Origin of the sequence: Actinoallomurus oryzae (genome assembly GCF_039541955.1) — a bacterium.
GTDB classification, from domain to species: domain Bacteria; phylum Actinomycetota; class Actinomycetes; order Streptosporangiales; family Streptosporangiaceae; genus Actinoallomurus; species Actinoallomurus oryzae.
This window is the reverse complement of sequence record NZ_BAABHF010000035.1, coordinates 63,284-81,070: the sequence shown is the minus strand read 5'-3', so window position 1 is coordinate 81,070 and position 17,787 is coordinate 63,284. Positions and strand designations below refer to the sequence as shown.

General features: G+C 72.7%; 16 protein-coding genes. 9 read left to right on the top strand and 7 right to left on the bottom strand.

Translation table 11 applies throughout. The features are described from left to right. Positions 1-4: 4 nt before the first annotated feature. Positions 5-1,237, bottom strand: coding sequence for a sensor histidine kinase (locus ABEA10_RS28940; RefSeq protein ID WP_345469230.1), 1,233 nt, complete (start codon positions 1,235-1,237; stop codon positions 5-7). Continuing rightward, positions 1,234-1,890, bottom strand: a complete 657-nt coding sequence (locus ABEA10_RS28935; RefSeq protein WP_345469228.1) for a response regulator transcription factor — start codon at positions 1,888-1,890, stop codon at positions 1,234-1,236. Before ABEA10_RS28935 ends, ABEA10_RS28940 begins: the two co-directional genes overlap by 4 nt. 142 nt (positions 1,891-2,032) lie before the next feature. Here ABEA10_RS28935 and ABEA10_RS28930 point away from each other — a divergent pair, with 142 nt between their 5' ends. Genes ABEA10_RS28930 through ABEA10_RS28915 form a run of 4 tightly spaced genes read left to right on the top strand, consistent with a single transcriptional unit; the run spans position 2,033 to position 5,491 of the window. Next, positions 2,033-2,542 carry a hypothetical protein gene (locus ABEA10_RS28930; protein ID WP_345469226.1) on the top strand — a complete coding sequence of 170 codons (510 nt, stop codon included), beginning with the start codon at positions 2,033-2,035 and terminating at the stop codon, positions 2,540-2,542. Beyond that, entirely contained in the window at positions 2,539-3,612 is a 1,074-nt protein-coding gene (locus ABEA10_RS28925; protein WP_345469224.1) for a peptidoglycan-binding protein, read from the top strand. The genes ABEA10_RS28930 and ABEA10_RS28925 overlap by 4 nt, the downstream gene beginning before the upstream one ends. Beyond that, positions 3,609-4,307, top strand: a complete 699-nt coding sequence (locus tag ABEA10_RS28920) for an ABC transporter ATP-binding protein (RefSeq protein ID WP_345469222.1) — start codon at positions 3,609-3,611, stop codon at positions 4,305-4,307. The genes ABEA10_RS28925 and ABEA10_RS28920 overlap by 4 nt, the downstream gene beginning before the upstream one ends. Continuing rightward, a complete protein-coding gene (locus ABEA10_RS28915; RefSeq protein WP_345469220.1) occupies positions 4,304-5,491 on the top strand; it encodes an ABC transporter permease in 1,188 nt (395 codons plus the stop codon). The genes ABEA10_RS28920 and ABEA10_RS28915 overlap by 4 nt, the downstream gene beginning before the upstream one ends. Here the strand turns inward: ABEA10_RS28915 and ABEA10_RS28910 are convergent. Then, positions 5,478-6,596, bottom strand: coding sequence for a saccharopine dehydrogenase family protein (locus ABEA10_RS28910; RefSeq protein WP_345469218.1), 1,119 nt, complete (start codon positions 6,594-6,596; stop codon positions 5,478-5,480). The two genes, ABEA10_RS28915 and ABEA10_RS28910, sit on opposite strands and share 14 nt — an antisense overlap. Before the next feature lie 119 nt (positions 6,597-6,715). Between ABEA10_RS28910 and ABEA10_RS28905 the strand changes: the two genes are divergently transcribed. Together ABEA10_RS28905 and fusA are read left to right on the top strand one after the other, a co-directional pair. Beyond that, complete coding sequence (locus tag ABEA10_RS28905) at positions 6,716-7,627, top strand: AraC family transcriptional regulator (protein ID WP_329240832.1); 912 nt, start codon at positions 6,716-6,718, stop codon at positions 7,625-7,627. 162 nt (positions 7,628-7,789) lie between these two features. Further along, positions 7,790-9,883 (top strand): elongation factor G, encoded by a 2,094-nt coding sequence (gene fusA, locus ABEA10_RS28900; RefSeq protein ID WP_345469210.1) that lies wholly within the window; start codon positions 7,790-7,792, stop codon positions 9,881-9,883. Positions 9,884-9,970: 87 nt separating this feature from the next. Here fusA and ABEA10_RS28895 read toward each other — a convergent pair whose 3' ends face one another. Continuing rightward, a complete protein-coding gene (locus ABEA10_RS28895; RefSeq protein WP_345469208.1) occupies positions 9,971-11,428 on the bottom strand; it encodes an MFS transporter in 1,458 nt (485 codons plus the stop codon). Positions 11,429-11,577: 149 nt separating this feature from the next. On the opposite strand from ABEA10_RS28895, the gene ABEA10_RS28890 reads away from it, so the two are divergent. Next, the gene (locus tag ABEA10_RS28890; RefSeq protein WP_345469205.1) at positions 11,578-11,940 is read left to right on the top strand and encodes a hypothetical protein; all 363 of its coding nucleotides are present in this window, start codon (positions 11,578-11,580) and stop codon (positions 11,938-11,940) included. A 52-nt stretch (positions 11,941-11,992) separates the two neighbouring features. Here the strand turns inward: ABEA10_RS28890 and ABEA10_RS28885 are convergent, their stop codons facing one another. Beyond that, positions 11,993-13,489, bottom strand: coding sequence for a cryptochrome/photolyase family protein (locus ABEA10_RS28885; RefSeq protein ID WP_345469204.1), 1,497 nt, complete (start codon positions 13,487-13,489; stop codon positions 11,993-11,995). 165 nt (positions 13,490-13,654) lie between these two features. Between ABEA10_RS28885 and ABEA10_RS28880 the strand changes: the two genes are divergently transcribed. Next, complete coding sequence (locus ABEA10_RS28880; RefSeq protein ID WP_345469203.1) at positions 13,655-14,473, top strand: isocitrate lyase/PEP mutase family protein; 819 nt, start codon at positions 13,655-13,657, stop codon at positions 14,471-14,473. A gap of 78 nt (positions 14,474-14,551) precedes the next feature. Here the strand turns inward: ABEA10_RS28880 and ABEA10_RS28875 are convergent, their stop codons facing one another. Both ABEA10_RS28875 and ABEA10_RS28870 read right to left on the bottom strand, forming a co-directional pair. Continuing rightward, positions 14,552-16,003, bottom strand: a complete 1,452-nt coding sequence (locus ABEA10_RS28875; protein ID WP_345469202.1) for a DHA2 family efflux MFS transporter permease subunit — start codon at positions 16,001-16,003, stop codon at positions 14,552-14,554. 77 nt (positions 16,004-16,080) lie between these two features. Continuing rightward, positions 16,081-16,569 (bottom strand): MarR family winged helix-turn-helix transcriptional regulator, encoded by a 489-nt coding sequence (locus ABEA10_RS28870; protein ID WP_345469200.1) that lies wholly within the window; start codon positions 16,567-16,569, stop codon positions 16,081-16,083. 131 nt (positions 16,570-16,700) lie between these two features. Between ABEA10_RS28870 and lplAB the strand changes: the two genes are divergently transcribed. After that, on the top strand, positions 16,701-17,750 hold the full coding sequence (lplAB, locus tag ABEA10_RS28865; protein WP_345469198.1) for a lipoate-protein ligase LplAB: 1,050 nt from the start codon (positions 16,701-16,703) through the stop codon (positions 17,748-17,750). The last annotated feature ends 37 nt before the right edge of the window (positions 17,751-17,787 follow it).

Below are 17,787 nucleotides of genomic sequence, written 5' to 3'. Positions count from 1 at the left end.
CCGGTCAGGGCGGTGGGGCCGGCGGGAGGGCGACGGTGACGACCAGGCCACCGCCCTGGTGGGGCTCGGCGTCGGCCGTGCCGCCGTGGGCGGTGGCGATCGCCCGCACGATGGACAGGCCCAGTCCGAAGCCGCGGTCGGCGCCCGGGCGCGCCGCGGCCCGCCGGTCCCGCAGGCGGCGGAACGGCTGGAAGAGAGTCTCCGTCTCGTAGTCCCGTATCACCGGCCCGGAGTTGGCGACCCGCAGCAGCGCGCGGCCGTCGGCCTGCCAGGTGCGTACGGACAGCCAGCCGCCCTCCGGGTGGTTGTGCCGGATGGCGTTCTCCACGAGGTTGTGGACGAGCCTTTCGACGAGGTACGGGTCGCCGGTGGTGGGCGCGGAGGCCAGGTCCGGCGGCCGGAGGTCCACCCGCGCCTTGCCCGCGGGCGTCGCCGCGTCCTCGATCACGCCGGCGGCCACGTCGGACAGGTCGACCGGGCGGACCTCGGCCGGGCGGTTCTCGCTGTCGGCGAGCGTGAGCAGGCCATCGACGAGGCGCTCGTGGCGCGCGTTGATCTCGAGCAGGCTCTCGCCCAGCTCACGGGCGTCGCGCGAGGCGCCGGGGCGGGTGATCGCCACCTCGATGAGCGCCCGTTTGATCGCCAGCGGAGTGCGCATCTCGTGCGATGCGCTGGCGACGAACCGGCGCTGCCCGTCGAAGGAGCCGTCCAGCCGCTCCAGCATCACGTCGAACGTGTCGGCGAGCTCCTTGACCTCGTCGGCCGGCCCACGCAGCGCGATGCGTTCGTGCAGCCCGCGTCCGGCCCCGTCCGCTCCGGCGATCCGCCGCGCCGTGTCGGTGATCCTGTGTACGGGACGCAGCGCGCGTCCGGCGAGCATCCAGCCGAGCGCGGCGGCGATGATCCCGACACCGCCCAGCGCCATGGCGCCGCGCGTGAGGAAGGACTCCAGCAGGTGCTCGTGCTGCCGGTGCTGCTCGGCCTCGACCTCCCCGACGAACTGCTGCGGGTTCACCCACCGGCCGTCCTGGAGCTCCACGCGAAGGTCGGCGGGCAGGGACGCGGCCTTGATCATCGACGTTCGCCGGCTGAGGAGGCCGTCGCGGTGGTCCAGGCTCTGCTGCACGAGCAGGTAGGTCACGCCGAGCAGCAAGGTGCCGGCGACGAGGAAGAGGGCCGCGTGGAGTGCGGTCAGCCGGACCCGTACGGTCCAGCGGGCCCGGATCAGCGTCTTCATGGGATGTAGTACCCCGCTCCCGGCAAGGTCCGTACGACGGGAGGGTCACCGAGCTTGCGCCGCAGCTTCATGACGGTGACCCGGACGATGTTGGTGAACGGGTCGATGTGCTCGTCCCAGGCGCGTTCGAGGAGCTGTTCGGCGGAGACGACGGCTCCGTCGGCGCGCAACAGCTCGGCCAGGACGGCGAACTCCCGGTTGCCGAGCGCGATGGGGCGGCCGTCGCGGTGGACCTCCCGCCGCGCCGGGTCCAGGCGGAGGCCGGCCCGGCGGAGCACCGGCGGAGCGACCGGGCGGGCCCGCCGGACGAGTGCGTGCACCCGGGCCGACAGCTCGGCGAACGCGAACGGCTTGGGGAGGTAGTCGTCGGCGCCCAGGCCGAGCCCCTCCACGCGGTCCCGTAGCGTCCCGGCGGCGGTGAGCATCAGGATCCGCGTCCGCGCGCCCGACTCGATCACCGCCGTGCACACCTCGTCGCCGTGGACGACGGGAATGTCGCGGTCCAGGACGACGACGTCGTAGTCGTTCACCCCGAGGCGCTCCAGGGCGGTCTCCCCGTCGTAGGTCACGTCCACGGCCAGCGCCTCGCGGCGCAGCCACTCGGCGATGGCGTCCGCCATCAGCTTCTCGTCCTCGACGACCAGAATCCGCACGTCATCGGCCCCTTTCCGCCGCTTCGCCCCCATCGTGTCAGGCGCCGTGTGACCTCGGCGTTAATCCGGATCGGGTAACGCCCTGGTTACCTCGCGACCGCTCTACTCCTCCTCGTACGACCCGCGAACGAGGGAGGAAGACATGGTCCCGGGATTCCGTTCGACGCCGATGGCCGCCGCCGTGCTGTGCGTGGCCGCGACCGTGGCCCTGTCGGGCTGCGGCGGTGGTTCGAGTGGCGGCGTTGACCGGCCCGCGAGCGGCGGTGCCTCGGCGGGCGCCGACACGGACCAGCTGGTGGAGTTCGCCAAGTGCCTGCGCGGCCAGGGAGTCGACGTCGCCGATCCCAAGGCGGGGCAGGGCCTCGCGGAGTGGATCGAGAGCACGGGCGTCGACGCGTCCCAACTGCGCAAGTCCGGCGCCATGGCCAAGTGTCAGGACAAGCTGCCGCCCGGCATCAAGGCCTATGCCACCGACCCCGCGAAGAAGGACGACCTGCTCTTGAAATTCGCCCAGTGCATGCGGAAGAACGGCGTGGACATGCCGGACCCCAAGAACGGCCGGCCCGACTTCGGAGACGTTGACCGCGATTCGCCCGCGTACAAGACGGCCTCGGAGAAGTGCCGCAAGGAGCTCCCCGGGTTGGCGCGGTGAAACGCCGGAAGACGGCCGTGGCGGCCGTCACGCTGGTGGCCGTCGGGTGCGGCGGCGCCGCGATGGCGACCGCGATGACCGGCGGCGACGGCGGCGCGCCCGGCGCGCGGAACCTGCCCGCGGCCACCGGAACCGTCACCCGCGGCGACCTCATCGACACCGAGACGGTCGACGGCACGCTCGGGTACGGCGACGAGCGGGCGCTCGTCGGTGCCGCGTCCGGGACGGTCACCTGGATCGCCGGTGTCGGCGCCACGGTCAAGCGCGGGGGACGGCTGTACGACCTGAACAACGAACCGGTCACGCTGATGTACGGCGACGAGCCGATGTACCGGACGCTGTCGGAGGGGACGAGCGACGGCCCCGACGTGAAACAGCTCGAACGCAACCTGGACGCCCTCGGCTACGGCGCGGGCGTCACGGTCGACGACCACTTCACCGCGGCCACCGCGAGCGCGGTCGAGAAGTGGCAACAGGACCGCGGGCTGGAGCAGACCGGCGCGGTCGACGGGGCACAGGTGATCTTCGCACCCGGAGCGGTGCGGATCACCGAACGCAAGGCGGAGCTCGGCGGCCGTACCGTGGCGGGCAAGCCGGTGTTCGAGGTCACCGGCACCGAGCGTCAGATCAGGGTCGACCTGGACACCGACGACCAGCAACTGGCGCGCAAGGGCGCGGCGGTCACCGTCGAACTGCCGGGCGGCAAGACGGCGTCCGGCAGGATCACCAAGGTCGGCACGGTCGCGGTGACGAAGAAGCCGGGCTCCTCCTCGTCCTCCACGGAGTCGACGATCGAGGTGGACATCGCCCTCGACGACCCCAAGGACGCCGGGCGGCTCGACAAGGCGCCGGTCAGCGTCGAGCTGCAGAGCGAGCGTCACGAGAACGTGCTGTCCGTACCGGTCGAGGCGCTGCTCGCCCTCAGGGAGGGCGGCTACGGCGTGCAGGTCGTCCGGGACGGCCGGGTCGACGTGGTACCGGTGCGCACCGGCCTGTACGCGCAGGGGCGCGTCGAGGTCGGCGGGCCGGGACTGGCGCCCGGCGTGAAGGTGGGGGTGCCGGGCAAATGACCGCCGCGGTCGAACTGGAAGGCGTCGGCAAGGACTACCCCGGAGGGGTCACCGCGCTCGAAGACGTGTCGCTGTCCATCGGCGACGGGGAGCTGACGGCCATCGTCGGACCGTCCGGGTCGGGCAAGTCGACCCTCCTGCACCTGATGGGCACGCTCGACCGGCCCTCGCGCGGCACCGTGCGCGTCGTCGGCCACGACGTGGGCCGGCTCGGCGACCGGGAGCTGTCCGCCCTGCGGGCGCGGTTCATCGGCTTCGTGTTCCAGCGGTTCCACCTGGCCGACGGCGTGAGCGCGCTGGACAACGTCGCCGACGGCCTGCTGTACGCCGGGCCGGACCTGCGCGTACGCCGCGAGCGGGCCGCCGAGGCCCTGGAGCGGGTCGGCCTCGGCCACCGGCTTCGGCACCGGCCCGGCCAGTTGTCCGGCGGTGAGCGGCAACGCGTGGCCGTCGCCCGCGCGGTCGTCGGCGAGCCGCGGCTGCTGCTCGCCGACGAGCCCACCGGCAACCTCGACACCGCCTCGGGCACCGAGGTGCTGCGCCTGCTGACCGAGCTCAACGCCGCGGGAACCACCGTCGTGATCATCACCCACGACCTGGAGGTCGCCGGCGCCGTGCCCCGGCGGGTGCGGATGCGCGACGGCGCGGTGGTGGCCGACGACCGCGCCATGACCGCCGGCGGTGAGCCGCGATGAGACTCACCCCGGCCCGGCTACGGCCCCGCGACGCCCTGCGGGTGGGCGCGACCGGCCTGCGCACCCGGCCGACGCGCGTGCTGCTGTCCGCGCTCGGCATCGCGATCGGCATCGCGACCATGGTGGCCGTGCTCGGCATCTCCGAGTCGGGCCGCGCCGACCTGCTGGAGCAGCTGGACCGGTTGGGCACCAACCTGCTCACCGCCTCGCCCGGCGACGCCCTGACCGGGGAGAAGGCCACGCTGCCGGACACCGCCACCGAGATGACCGGGCGGATCCCCGGCGTCCGGGCCGTCGCGGCCACCGGCGACACCGACGCCGCGATCCGGCGTACCGACAAGATCCCCAAAGAGGAGACCGGCGGGCTCGTGGTGACCGCGGCAACGCCCGACCTGCCGCGCACGTTGCGGGTGACGGTCGCCCGGGGCACGTGGCTGAACGGGGCGACGTCCCGCTATCCCGCGATCGTCCTGGGCTCGGTCGCGGCGCGGCGGCTCGGCGTCGACGAACCGGGCGCGCCCGTGTGGGTGGCGAACCGGTGGTTCACCGTCATCGGCGTCCTCGGCCCGGCCCCGCTGGCTCCGGACGTCGAACGTTCCGCCCTCGTCGGCTGGGACACCGCCCGGGCGTATCTCGACTTCGACGGCCATCCCACGACGATCTACGAGCGTTCCGACCCCGGCCAGGTGACGACCGTGCAGTCGCTGCTCGCCCGCACCATCGACCCGGAGAACCCCGAAGAGGTCGACGTGAGCCGCCCGTCGGACGCGCTGGCCGCACGTGCCGCCGCCAACGCGGCGTTCACCGACACGCTGCTCGGGCTCGGTGCGGTGGCCCTCCTCGTCGGCGGGGTCGGCGTCGCGAACACCATGGTCATCTCGGTGCTCGAACGCCGCCACGAGATCGGCCTGCGCCGCTCGCTCGGCGCCACCCGAGGGCACGTCCGTACCCAGTTCCTCACCGAGTCGCTCCTGCTGTCCGCCCTGGGCGGGGTCGCCGGAGGGCTGCTCGGCGCCATCGTCACGATCGCGTACGCGCTGGCGCGCGGCCTGCCGGTCGCACTGCAGTGGCAGGTGTTCGCCGGAGCGTTCGCCGCGACCCTGCTCGTCGGGACGGTCGCCGGCCTCTATCCCGCCGTCCGCGCCGCCCGCGTCTCGCCCACGGTCGCGCTCAGCACGACCTGACCCGCGCCGTGCCCGGCGGGCCCGTCCCACCGGGCACGGCGCCGGCCTCGTCACGGCCCGCGGGTTCGACCTCGAGGGTCCACGTGGCGCCGTGTCCGGTCAGGAAGTCCAGGAAGCCGGTCGGGTCATAGGCCTGGGCCGGGGCCGGTACGCCGGGCTCGGCTCCGTCGACGACGAGCCGCCGCGCGCTCTCGACCGCGATGACGGCGGTGGAGCCGTACGTGTCCGGGGCCGACACCACGCCACGGGCCGACCGCCCGTCGCGGCCGGTGGCCTCGGCCACGACGGTCCACCGCCCGCCGAGGCGCGCGTCCTCGGACGGCCCGTCGGGCAGGCCGTCCACCAGCTCGGGAGTGACCGCGGAGAAGGCGGCCACCAGGTCCGCTCCGACCACCCCCTCCACGTACCGGGCGGGCACGTGCCGGGGAACGGTGACGACACCGGGCAGGGGGAACCGGGCGGCCGGAACCGGTTCCGGACCGCACGGGAAGACGACCGACGTTCTCCGGACCGGGACGTCGGGAAGCCAGTCGCCGTCGCGGAAGGTGAGGCCGCCGCCGGTCAGCGTGCCGAGGTTCGCGAGCGCGGAGCGCAGCGTGCCGCGAGACGGCGCGGCGCCGCCGCGGGTGAGGTCCAGGGCGATGACGAGCTCGGTGACCGGCGCGACCCGCCGGGCGGCCAGGTGTGCGATGAGGTCACTGGGCAGGCCGTCGTCGTTCACGCCGGGCACCACGGTCACCCCGGCGTTCGCGGCCTCCGCCGCGAACGTGTCGTGGATCCGCTTCAGGTAGAGCTGTTCGCCCGCGATGTCCACGTAGTGACAGCCGGCCCTGATCGCGGCGCGCACCACCGCCTCACCGGAAGCGACGAACGGGCCCGCGCAGTTGATCACCGCGTCGCAGCCGCGAAAGGCGCCGGCGAGCGCGGCGGTGTCGTCGACCCCGGCGACGCGCGTCTCGGCCTCCGCCGCCGCGGCCTCGGCCGCCGCCTCGCGGAGGCGGGCGAGGCCGCGCCCCACCAGCACGGTGCCGATGCCCCGCCGGGACAGCTCGGCGACGACGAGCCTTCCGGTATAACCGTTCGCCCCATAAACGGCGATCTTCATGTGGCTCTCTCCTCGCGTTCGGATGGGTCAACGCTAGGAACCAGCCTTGAGACGATCAATGCGCGAGAATGCTCGATGAATACTCCAGCGTCTCGATCATCGGCGTTACGGTGACTTTCATGGACGTGCTCAGTGACGCGATCACCGCGATGCGGTCGGGAAGGCCGCACTCGGCGCGCACCGGAAGGCGCGGCCGGTGGGCCGTACGCCACTCGTCGTTCGCGGGAGCGGGCTTCCACGTGGTCCTGCGGGGAGCGTGCCGGCTGACCTCCGGCGTGGGCCCGCCGATCATGCTCGGTACGGGCGACGCGGTGCTGCTGCCGCACGGGAGCGCCCACGAGCTCGCCGACGGCTTCACCGATCCTCCGGCCGATCCTCCGGTCACCTCGCTGGCCGACGTCGAGGACCAGGTCTCGCTGGACGGCCACGGCGACTCCGTCGTGCTGCTCTGCGGCGCCTACCTGGTCGACGGGACCCGCCGGCACCCTCTGCTGGACGAGCTTCCGCAGATCATCCACCTGCCGGCCCGCGTCGGGTGCCATCCGTCGTTGCGCGCCGCGATCGACCTGCTCGGCACCGAACTCGAACGGCGCCGTCCGGGAGCGGACGCCGTCCTGCCGTCGCTGCTCGACGCGCTACTGGTCTACATGGTGCGCGGCTGGCTCGACGAGCAGCCGGAGGAACACGCGGCCGGCTGGACCGCGGCGCTACGCGATCCACGCATCGTGGCGGCCCTGAACGCGCTCCACGACGATCCGGCCCGGCCGTGGACGGTCGAGGAGCTCGGGGCCCGGGCGGGGATGTCCCGCGCGGCCTTCTCCCGGCGGTTCACCGCGCTGGTCGGCAGGCCGCCGCTGGGCTACCTGACCTGGTGGCGGATGACTCTCGCCGCCGGGTTGCTGCGCGACTCCGACCTGCCGCTGAGCGCCGTGGCGGCACGGGTCGGCTACGGCTCGGAGTACGCGTTCGCCGGCGCCTTCAAACGAGCGTTCGGCCTCGCCCCCGGCCGCTACCGGAAGCAGCGGCCCTGAGGCCCGTCGCAGAGCAGGGCGCGTGGCACGACGGCTTCTCCGCGGGCGGGCCCTCGCCGAGGCCGGAAAATGGCGTGCGCCGGTGAGAGCCGCGGCTTGATACTTGGGCGCTGGTACGACCGGTCGTCGTTCACCCATCGAGCGCAGAAAGGATCGAAGCCCATGGCCGCCACGACTCGTCTGGATCTGGCCGCGGTCCGCAACATCGGGATCATGGCCCACATCGATGCGGGCAAGACGACGACCACCGAGCGGATTCTGTACTACACCGGCGTCTCGTACCGGATCGGCGAGGTCCACGACGGCGACACGCTGATGGACCACACCGAACAGGAGCGCGAACACGGCATCACGATCACGTCCGCCGCGACCACCTGTCACTGGACGGTCGACGGCGCCGAGCACGCCGTCACCATCATCGACACTCCGGGCCACGTCGACTTCACCGTCGAGGTGGAGCGCTGCCTGCGGGTGCTCGACGGCGCCGTGGCGGTGTTCGACGGGGTCGCGGGCGTGGAGCCGCAGTCCGAGACCGTCTGGCGCCAGGCCGACCGGTACGGCGTCCCGCGGATCTGCTTCGTCAACAAGCTCGACCGCGCGGGAGCCGACTTCCCGGCCTGTGTCGACATGATCGCCGACCGGCTCGGGGCGGTGCCGCTGGTCGTGCAGTTGCCGATCGGGGCCGAGGCCGGCTTCACCGGTGTCGTCGACCTGGTCCGCATGAAGGCATGCGTCTGGCACGCCGAGGCCCGCCTCGGTGAGGCGTACGAGGTCATCGACATCCCGGCCGCGTACGCCGGGGCCGCCGGAGAGTGGCGCGACCGGCTGCTGGAGACGGTCGCCGAGCACGACGAGGAGATGATGCGGCTGTACGCCGAAGGGCGGGAGCCGTCCGAGGAGCGCCTGCACGCGGCGATCCGGCGGGTCACCATCGCCTCCGGCACGTCGGCGGACGTCACGGTCACGCCGGTGCTGTGCGGCACCGCGTTCAAGAACAAGGGCGTCCAGCCCCTGCTCGACGCGGTCGTGCGCTACCTGCCGTCACCGCTCGACGTCGAGGTCCTCGACGACGAGCGAGGCGGCCGGATCGCACCGTCCGACGACGAGCCGCTGGCCGCGCTGGCGTTCAAGATCGTGACCGACCGGCACCTCGGTGCGCTGGCGTTCGCCCGGATCTACTCCGGCCGGCTGGAGCCGGGCGCGACGGTGCTCAACTCCGTGAGCGGCCGGAAGGAACGGATCGGCCGGATCTTCCGGATGTACGGGGCCAGACGGCAGGAGCTGGACTCGGCGGGCGCCGGCGACATCGTCGTCCTCATGGGGCTGAAGGCCACCACGACCGGCGACACGCTGTGCGACGACCGGCGCCCGGTGGTCCTGGAGTCCATGGACCTGCCGGAACCCGTCATCGAGGCGGCCGTGCGCCCCACGTCCAGGGCGGACGAGGAGCGGCTGCTGCCGGCGCTCCAGCGGCTCGCCGCGGAGGACCCGTCCTTCGCGGTGCGCACCGACCGGGAGACCGGCCAGACCGTCATCGGCGGGATGGGCGAGTTGCACCTGTCGATCCTCGTCGACCGGATGGCACGGGACCTCGGGGTACGGGCCGAGCTCGGCCGCCCCCGGGTCGCCTACCGGGAGACCATCCGCAGACCGGTCGCGCAGGTCGGCCACACGCATCGGAAACAGACAGGAGGCAGGGGACAGTTCGCCAAGGTGCAGATCTCGATCGAACCGATCGCGGACGGCTATGAGTTCGTGAACAAGGTCACCGGGGGCCGCATCCCGAAGGAGTTCATCCCGTCGGTGGACGCCGGCTGCCAGGACGCGATGCAGGCCGGCATCGTGGCCGGGCATGAGATGACGGGCGTACGCGTCACGCTTCTCGACGGCGCCTTCCACGAGCAGGACTCCTCCGAGCTCGCGTTCCGGCAGGCCGGGTACCACGCGTTCCGCGAGGCCGCCCGCCAGGCGGCACCCGTGCTCCTGGAACCGGTGATGGCGGTCGAGGTCATCACGCCCGACAGCGCGATGGGCGAGGTCATCGGCGACCTGAACGCACGCCGCGGCCACATCCAGACCATGGACGAGCGGGCCGGCGCCCGCCTCATCCGGGCACTGGTGCCGCTGTCGGAGATGTTCGGTTACGTCAGTGATCTGCGCAGCCGGACCTCGGGCCGGGGGAGCCACTCGATGCAGTTCGACTCCTACGCCGAGGTCCCGCGCGGCCTGACCGAGGCGATCATCGCGAAGGCGTGAGCGGGTGCGTTCCGCCGCGAGCGGCGGAACGCACCCGGCGGGCGTCGGCACCATGCCGGCGCCCGCCGGGCCCGGCTTCACCACCGGTCACGCGGAGGCGCGGCGTGGCCGGAGCAGGACGAAGACGACGACGGCGCACAGGGCGGTGACCAGGGCGACGCCGCTGAGGGCGGAGTGCCAGGCGTCGGTGAAGGCGGCGCGTTCCGCGGGGGCGACCTCGCCCGCCGCGATCCGCGCCGCCGCGGCCGACGATCCGGTCTCGTTCTGGATGAGGCTGACCAGCACCGCCCCGAACACCGCGATGACCAGGGCCTCGGCCGCGCCGCGCACGGTGTTGAGGAAGCCCGCCGCCGTCCCGGCGCGGGCGGATTCGACGATGTTCATGGCCTGGCCGTCGGTGATTCCGAACGACAGGCCCATCCCGACACCGATCAGCGACAGCGGGCCGAGCAGCCCGGCCGCGCCGATGCCGGGATGCAGCACGGTCAGCCAGGCGTTGCCCGCCGCGACCAGGCCCAGCGCCACCGTGATCAGAGCCCGGCCGGGCACGCCGCGGGTCACCAGCCAGCCGCCCAGCGGCGGAACGACCAGGACCGGCGCGGTCAGCATGAGCATCGTCACGCCCGCCTCGCTCGCCGGCACTCCATCCACGCCTTGCAAGTAGGTGGGCAGGAAGACCAGCACACCGACGAATCCGATCGAGGTCGCCAGAGTGCCCAGGCACCAGCCCATGAACGGGAGGTTCCGGACCAGCGTCAGGTCCAGCACCGGGTGGCCGCCGCGGCCTTCCACCACACCGAAGGCCACCAGAAGGACGGCTCCCGCGACCAGCGCGACCAGCACCGGCGCGGCGCTCCAGCCCTGCTCCGGGCCTCGCATGACGCCGAACATGAGTGCGGCGAGCCCACCGACGAACGTGCTGATCCCTGCACTGTCCACGTGGGGGCGCTCGCCGGCCCGCGACTCGGGAGCGAACCGGCTGCCCGCCAGGACCAGCAGGCCGACGACCACATAGGCGCCGAACGTGCCGCGCCAGCCGAACCCGCCGATCATCCAGCCGGACAGGCTCGGGCCGATCGCGATGCCGACGCCCGCCATGGTGCCCATTCCGGCGAACGCACGGGTGCGCGCGGCGCCGTCGAACGTCGCGGCCAGGATCGCGCCGCCCGCGGCCATCATCCCCGCGGCCCCCGCGCCGGCCAGCAGCCGTGCCGCGTCCAGCAGCCAGATGCCGTTCGCGACCGCGCCGGCCAGCGCGGCCACCGTGAACAGCGCCGCGCCGAGCGTGAAGACGCGGCGGCGGCCGAACAGGTCGGCCAGCGAGCCGCACACGAGCGTGCACGCGGCGAACGTCAGGTTGTATCCGGCGACCACCCACTGCAGGGCCGGCCCCGACACTTCCAGGTCGTCGCCGATGCGGGGGACCGCCACGGCGGTGCCCGCGATCGACATGGCCAGCGCGAGGACGCCGAGCAGCACCGTGACCGCCGTCACCGGCGGGCTCACCCGCCTCGCGGGCCGCGCGCCGACGCTGATGGTGCTCACAGATTCCTCCCCGTCGTCGATGAGGCCACCATCCTGAAACCTCAACCAATATTGAGGTCAAGCCGTCAAGTACGGCGGTGCTGTGGACGCCCGGCTCCGGCACCAGTAATCTTTGGCGCTCCCCGCGATATTCGAGAAAGGGCCGAAACGTGGCCATCCGTGACAAGCTCCGGGACAACGCGGCGCATCTGCTGCAGCCCGGTGAGACCATCCAGTCGATATTCTGTGCCCAGACGACCAGCCAGTACTTGGCCCTGATCTCTTACTGGATCATCCTTTTCGCCAACGCCTACCGCGTCGTCGTGGTGACCGACCGGCGCATCCTGATCTGCTCTTCCGGGCGGTTGCGGATGACTCCGGTGAAACAGATCCTGCGCGAGCTCCCGCGCAATATCCGCATCGGCCCGCCGTCCGGCCTGTGGTGGCGCTGTGAGTCGCTCGGCGAGCGGCTCTACATTCACAAGCGATTCCACAAGGATGTCAATGCCGCGGACGGCGTTCCCGCGGCCTGAAACGACGGTGACCATCGGCCGGAGAACCGGGTAAAAAGTCCGGGCGCATTTCTCAGTAGCGCCTCCGGTGCTCTTCCTGCTCGACGACGGCCTCGCGGTCGGCGAGGCGGCGCAGCCCGCTCAGCGGCCGGGACATGCGGCGGTTCCCCGCCAGCCGGGTCGCGTTGCGGTCCAGCCAGGCCCAGTAACCCGCGGTGAAGGGGCAGGCGTCCGGCCCGAGCCGGATCCGCGGGTCGTACCGGCAGTCCCGGCAGTAGTCGCTCATCGCGTTGATGTACGCGCCCCCGGCGGCGTACGGCTTGGTCGCCGCGACGCCGCCGTCCGCGTACTGGCTCATGCCGATGACGTTCGCCGGCATGACCCACGGGTGGCCGTCGACGAAGGCGGTGGCGAACCACTCGGTGAGCGCGCGCGGCGCGAAGCCGCGCTGCAGGGCGAAGTTGCCCAGCACCATCAGCCGCTGGATGTGATGGGCGTACGCGCGGTCGCGTACCCCGGCCAGCGCCGTGCGCAGGCAGCGGGCGCTCACCCGGGACGGGTCCAGCCGCCGCCACCAGTCCGGCAGCGGGGTGCGCGCGTCCAGCGCGTTGCGGCCGAGGTAGGACGGCCCCAGGTACCAGTACAGGTGCCAGATCCACTCCCGCCAGCCCAGGATCTGCCGGACGAACCCCTCCACGCTGTTCAACGGCGCCTCGCCGCTCCGCAGGCAGGTCTCGGCCTCGCGGACGACCGCGAGCGGGTCGAGCAGGCCGAGGTTCAGCGGCGCCGAGAGGAGGGCGTGCGACATCGTCCAGTCTCCGGCGAGCATCGCGTCCTGGTGCGGTCCGAACGAGGCGAGCCGCGTCGTGAGGAACCTCCGCAGCGCCCGCCGCGCCTCGTCGTGGGTGGCGGCGAACAGCCGTGGCCCGTCCACGCCGACCGGGCCGATCCGCCCGGTCCGCAGCAGCCGGTCCAGGTCGTCTCGTACGCCCCGGTCGACCTCGTCCTCGCGTGGCCGGTAGGCCCTCGGCACGCCGAGGACGGCCCGGTGCGGCGGCGGCTCACGGTTGTCGCGGTCGAGGTTCCACCTCCCGCCGACCGGGTCGCCGTCGGGCTCCACCAGAATCGCGAACCGGCGTCGCTGGTCCCGGTAGAAGTCCTCCATCACCAGGCGTCCCCGCCCGTCCGCCCAGGCGGCGAAGTCCCTCCTCGACCGGATGAATCCCGGCGTGGGCAGTTCGGCCTCGACCCGCCCCTCCTCGATCAGGCCCGCGACCAGCCGTTCCGCGGCGTGGGAGCCGGGTTCGTGCACGACGACCGGCCGCCCGAACCGCGCCAGGCCCTCGCGGTACGTGCGCGCCCGCACCAGCGTCGCCCGGTCGCCGAGCTCCCCGGCGAGGTGCCGCATCGCCGACAGGACCAGGTGCAGCTTCTGCCGGTGGAAGGGCCGCCGCGCCAGCGCGGCCTCCGACTCGATCAGCAGCACCTCCCGGCCCCGGTTCTCCGGCGTCGCGTGGAAGTGCCGGCCGAGCTGGTCCCCGAACAGCCACAGTGGCGTTTCGTCCCTCATGACCTGGAGTGTTACCGCTCAGGCGCGCCCGGACGCCTGCGCTACGCCTCCCGCGTGTCGCAGGCCGTGCGGGCGCGCTCGATCTGCCCGCGCGCGCCGCCGGATCGGACGTCGATGTCGGATTTTCGCCGGATATCGCTGATGTGCGGCTGGTGGACTGCCCTCATGACATCTGACATCAAGGCCAGGGCCGAGCTGTTCCACGCGCTGCACGACGGTCTCCTGGTCCTGCCCAACGCCTGGGACGCCGTCAGCGCCCGCCTCGTGGTGGACGCCGGCGCCCGGGCGGTCGCCACCACGAGCGCCGGGGTCGCCTGGAGCCTGGGCACCCCCGACGGCGACGCTCTGGGGCGGGACCGGGCCGTCGACCTCATCGCCCGGGTCGCCGCCGCCGTCGACGTCCCGGTGAGCGCCGATATCGAGGGCGGCTACTCCGACACGCCCGACGGAGTGGCGAAGACGGTCGAGGGGGTGCTCGCGGCCGGGGCCGTGGGAGTCAACCTCGAGGACGCCGCCGGTCCCGCGACGCTGCGCGAACTCGCCGACCAGGCCGAACGCATCGCGGCCGCCCGCCGGGCCGCCGACGCAGCGGACGTTCCGCTCTTCCTCAACGCCCGCATCGACACCTATCTCCGGGGCGTCGGCGACCCGGACACCCGCCTGCGCGACACCCTGACCCGCGCGGCGGCCTACGCCGACGCGGGCGCGAGCGGGATCTTCGTCCCGGCCGTGACCGACGCCGGGACCGTGGCCGCGCTCGCCGAGGGCACGACGCTGCCCCTGAACGTGATGGCCGGGCCGGGCGCGCCCGACGTCGCGACGCTGGCGGAGCTCGGCGTCTCGCGGATCAGCCTGGGATCCTCGATCGCCCAGGCGGCCTACGCCGTCGTGCGGCGAGCCGCCCGCCAGGTGCTGTCGAGCGGCACGTACGACGAACTCACCGGCGCTCTGGACTATGGCGAGTTGAACGCCCTGTCCGGATGAGCGCTCACCGCGAAACCGGCGCGGAACCGTCCGGAGGCCTGGCCCGCCGCGCGGCAGGCCAGGCCTCCGGACGGTCTCTCAGGCGGCGGGGGAGGGCGCCGGCGCCTCTTCGGGCCGCGCCTGCTCCTGCGCGACCGGGACCCGGGGCCGCCGCAGGACCGCGGCCGTGAGGACGAGCGCGGCGACCAGCAGACCGGCGCCGATGCCGAACGCCACGTGGAAGCCGCCGGTCAGCGCCGTGGCGCGGTCGTGCCCGGCGCCGGTCAGCCCTCGCGTGCGCGCCGCCGCGAACGTGGACAGCACCGCCACGCCGAGCGCCCCGCCGACCTGCTGGGAGGTGTTGAACAGCCCCGAGACGAGCCCCGCGTCGCCGGCGCCCGCGCCGGACATGCCCAGGGTCGTGAGCGCGGAGGTCGCCAGGCCGAAGCCGCCTGCCAGCAGCATCGTGGGCAGCAGGTCCACGGCGTAGCCGGCGTGGACCGGCAGGCGGGTGAGCAGCCCGATACCGACGACCAGCAGGGCGATCCCGGCGAGCAGCACGCGGCGCTCGCCGAAGCGCGCGTTGAGCCGCGCGGACAGGACCAGCGAGACGGTGGCGATCGCCAGGGCGGCCGGCAGCATGGCCAGCCCGGTCCCCGCCGCCCCGTAGCCGCGCACCTGCTGCAGGTAGAGGGCGATGAGGATCTGGAACCCGAACAGCGCCGAGACCATCAGGACCTGGACGGCGTTGGCGCCCGCGACGGTCCGCGACCGGAAGATCTTGAGGGGCAGGAGCGGCGCCGCGGCCGTGGCCTGCCGTACGACGAACCCGGCGAGCAGCATGAGCGCGAGCGCGCCGTAGCCGAGGGTGTGCGCGGAGCCCCAGCCGTACCGGCTCGTCTCCACGATCGTGTAGACGCCGAGCATCAGTCCGGCGGTCACCAGGAGGGCGCCGGGCAGGTCGGCTCCCGCGCGGAGGCCGAGGCCCTGGTCGGGCTCCAGCACCCGTACGGCCAGGAGTGCGGCGGCGGCGCCGATCGGCAGGTTGATGAAGAAGATCCAGTGCCAGCTCACGGCCTCGGTGAGGACCCCGCCGAGCACCTGGCCGATCGACGCGCCCGCGGCGCCGACGAAGGCGTAGGCGCCGATCGCCCGGCCCCTTTCACGCGGCTCGGGGAAGTGCGTCACGATCATGCCGAGGCTGACCGCCGAGGTCATCGCCCCGCCCACGCCCTGGACGAACCGGGCAGCGATGAGCATGTCCTGGCCGGTGGACACGCCGCAGAGCAGGGACGCGACGGTGAAGACCGCCAGGCCCGCGACGAACATCCGCTTGCGCCCGACGAGGTCGCCGAGGCGTCCCGCCAGCAGCAGGAGACCGCCGAAGGCGATCATGTACGAGTTGACGGTCCAGGTGAGGTTCGAGGCAGAGAAGCGCAGGTCACTCTGGATCGCGGGGAGAGCGACGGTGACGATGCTGCCGTCGAGAACGATCATCAGCATCGCGGCGCAGAGCGCGACGAGCGCGGCGGTACGGGAAGGGCGAGACATCGAGAACAGCTCCTGTTCGCATGGGCGACAGGAGAGACCGTAACAGATAGTTTTGAAGTAGACGATCCCGAGCGGATCTAAATCTTCTTCTGGCGCGTCCGCCGTACCGGCTGCTCGCCCTCCCAGGGCGTGGACAGATGGCCCGCGACCAGCCCGGTCAGCGCGCTCAGGAACACCTCGCGCTGCTCGTCGGGGATCGCGTCGAGCACCTCGCGGTGCACCCGGTCGGCGATCTTCATCCCGGCGGCGACGGCGCGTTCGCCCGCCTCGGTCACCGCGATGATCCGCGCCCGCCGGTCGGTGCTCGACGGCCGGCGCTCGGCGAGCCCGGCCTTCTCCAGCTCGTCGACGGTCACCACCATCGTGGTCTTGTCCAGGTCGGAGATCTTGGCGAGCTGGATCTGGGTGCGCTCGGCCTCCTGGGCGTGGAACAGCACGCAGTACTCGCGCGGTGTGATGCCGATCTCGGTGAAGGCCGCCGCCATCTGCGTTTCCAGCACGTGGCTGGCCTGGGAGAACAGGAAGGACAGGTCGACGACGGTCCGGCTCGGGGCGCTCGCGGTCATGCTCGGAGTCTATGCGGTCCGATCGGAGCCGGATTATCCGCGACGGACCGATCCATGGAATCGCGGACGCGCCGGCGGGGTTGAGGTGATCGCGTCACGGGGACGCCAGCACACGGAGCGGGGAAACCGACATGCACGGTGAGTACAAGGTGCCCGGGGGCAAGCTCGTGGTCGTCGACTTCGATCTCGAGGACGGCCGGCTGCGGCACGCGCTGGTCAGCGGCGACTTCTTCCTCGAACCCGACCACGCCCTGGAGCGGATCACCACGGCGCTGAACGGCCTGCCCGCCCACCTGGAGGCCCGCGACATCGCCGCCCGCATCGACGCGCAGCTGCCGCCGGGCACGATGATGCTCGGGTTCTCCGCCGAGGCCGTGGGCATCGCCGTACGCCGGGCGCTGACCGACGCGAGCGACTGGCGCGACTACGACTGGCGGCTCGTCCACGAACCCCCGCAGGACCCCGCGCTGCACATGGCGCTCGACGAGGTCCTCACCGAGGAGGTCGGCGCCGGACGCCGGCCGCCGACGCTGCGCGTGTGGGAGTGGGCCGCGCCCGCGGTGGTGATCGGCAGCTTCCAGTCGCTGCGCAACGAGGTGGACGCCGAGGCCGCGCGCCGGCACGGGGTCACGGTGGTCCGGCGGATCAGCGGCGGCGGCGCGATGTTCATCGAGCCGGGCAACACGATCACCTACTCGGTGTACGCCCCGGCCACCCTCGTCCAGGGCATGAGCTTCGCCGACAGCTACGCGTTCCTCGACGACTGGGTGCTGGGCGCCCTCGGCGAGCTCGGCATCCGCGCCTGGTACCAGCCGCTCAACGACATCACCTCCGACCAGGGCAAGATCGCCGGAGCCGCGCAGAAGCGGCTCAGCTCGGGCGCCGTCCTGCACCACGTGACCATGTCGTACGACATCGACGCGGACAAGATGCTCGACGTGCTGCGGATCGGCCGGGAGAAGCTGTCGGACAAGGGAATCAAGAGCGCGCGCAAGCGCGTCGACCCCCTGCGGCGCCAGACCGGCCTGCCGCGGTCGGAGATCATCGACCGGATGATCGGTCATTTCCGCGGCCGGTACGGGCTGACCGGCGACCGGCTCACCGCAGAGGAGCTGAGCGCCGCCGAGAAGAGAGTGGCCGGCAAGTTCGGCACCGACGAGTGGACCGCCCGGGTGCCCTGAACGAGGGTTCGATGCGCGCGGGCGCCGCGCGTTCGAT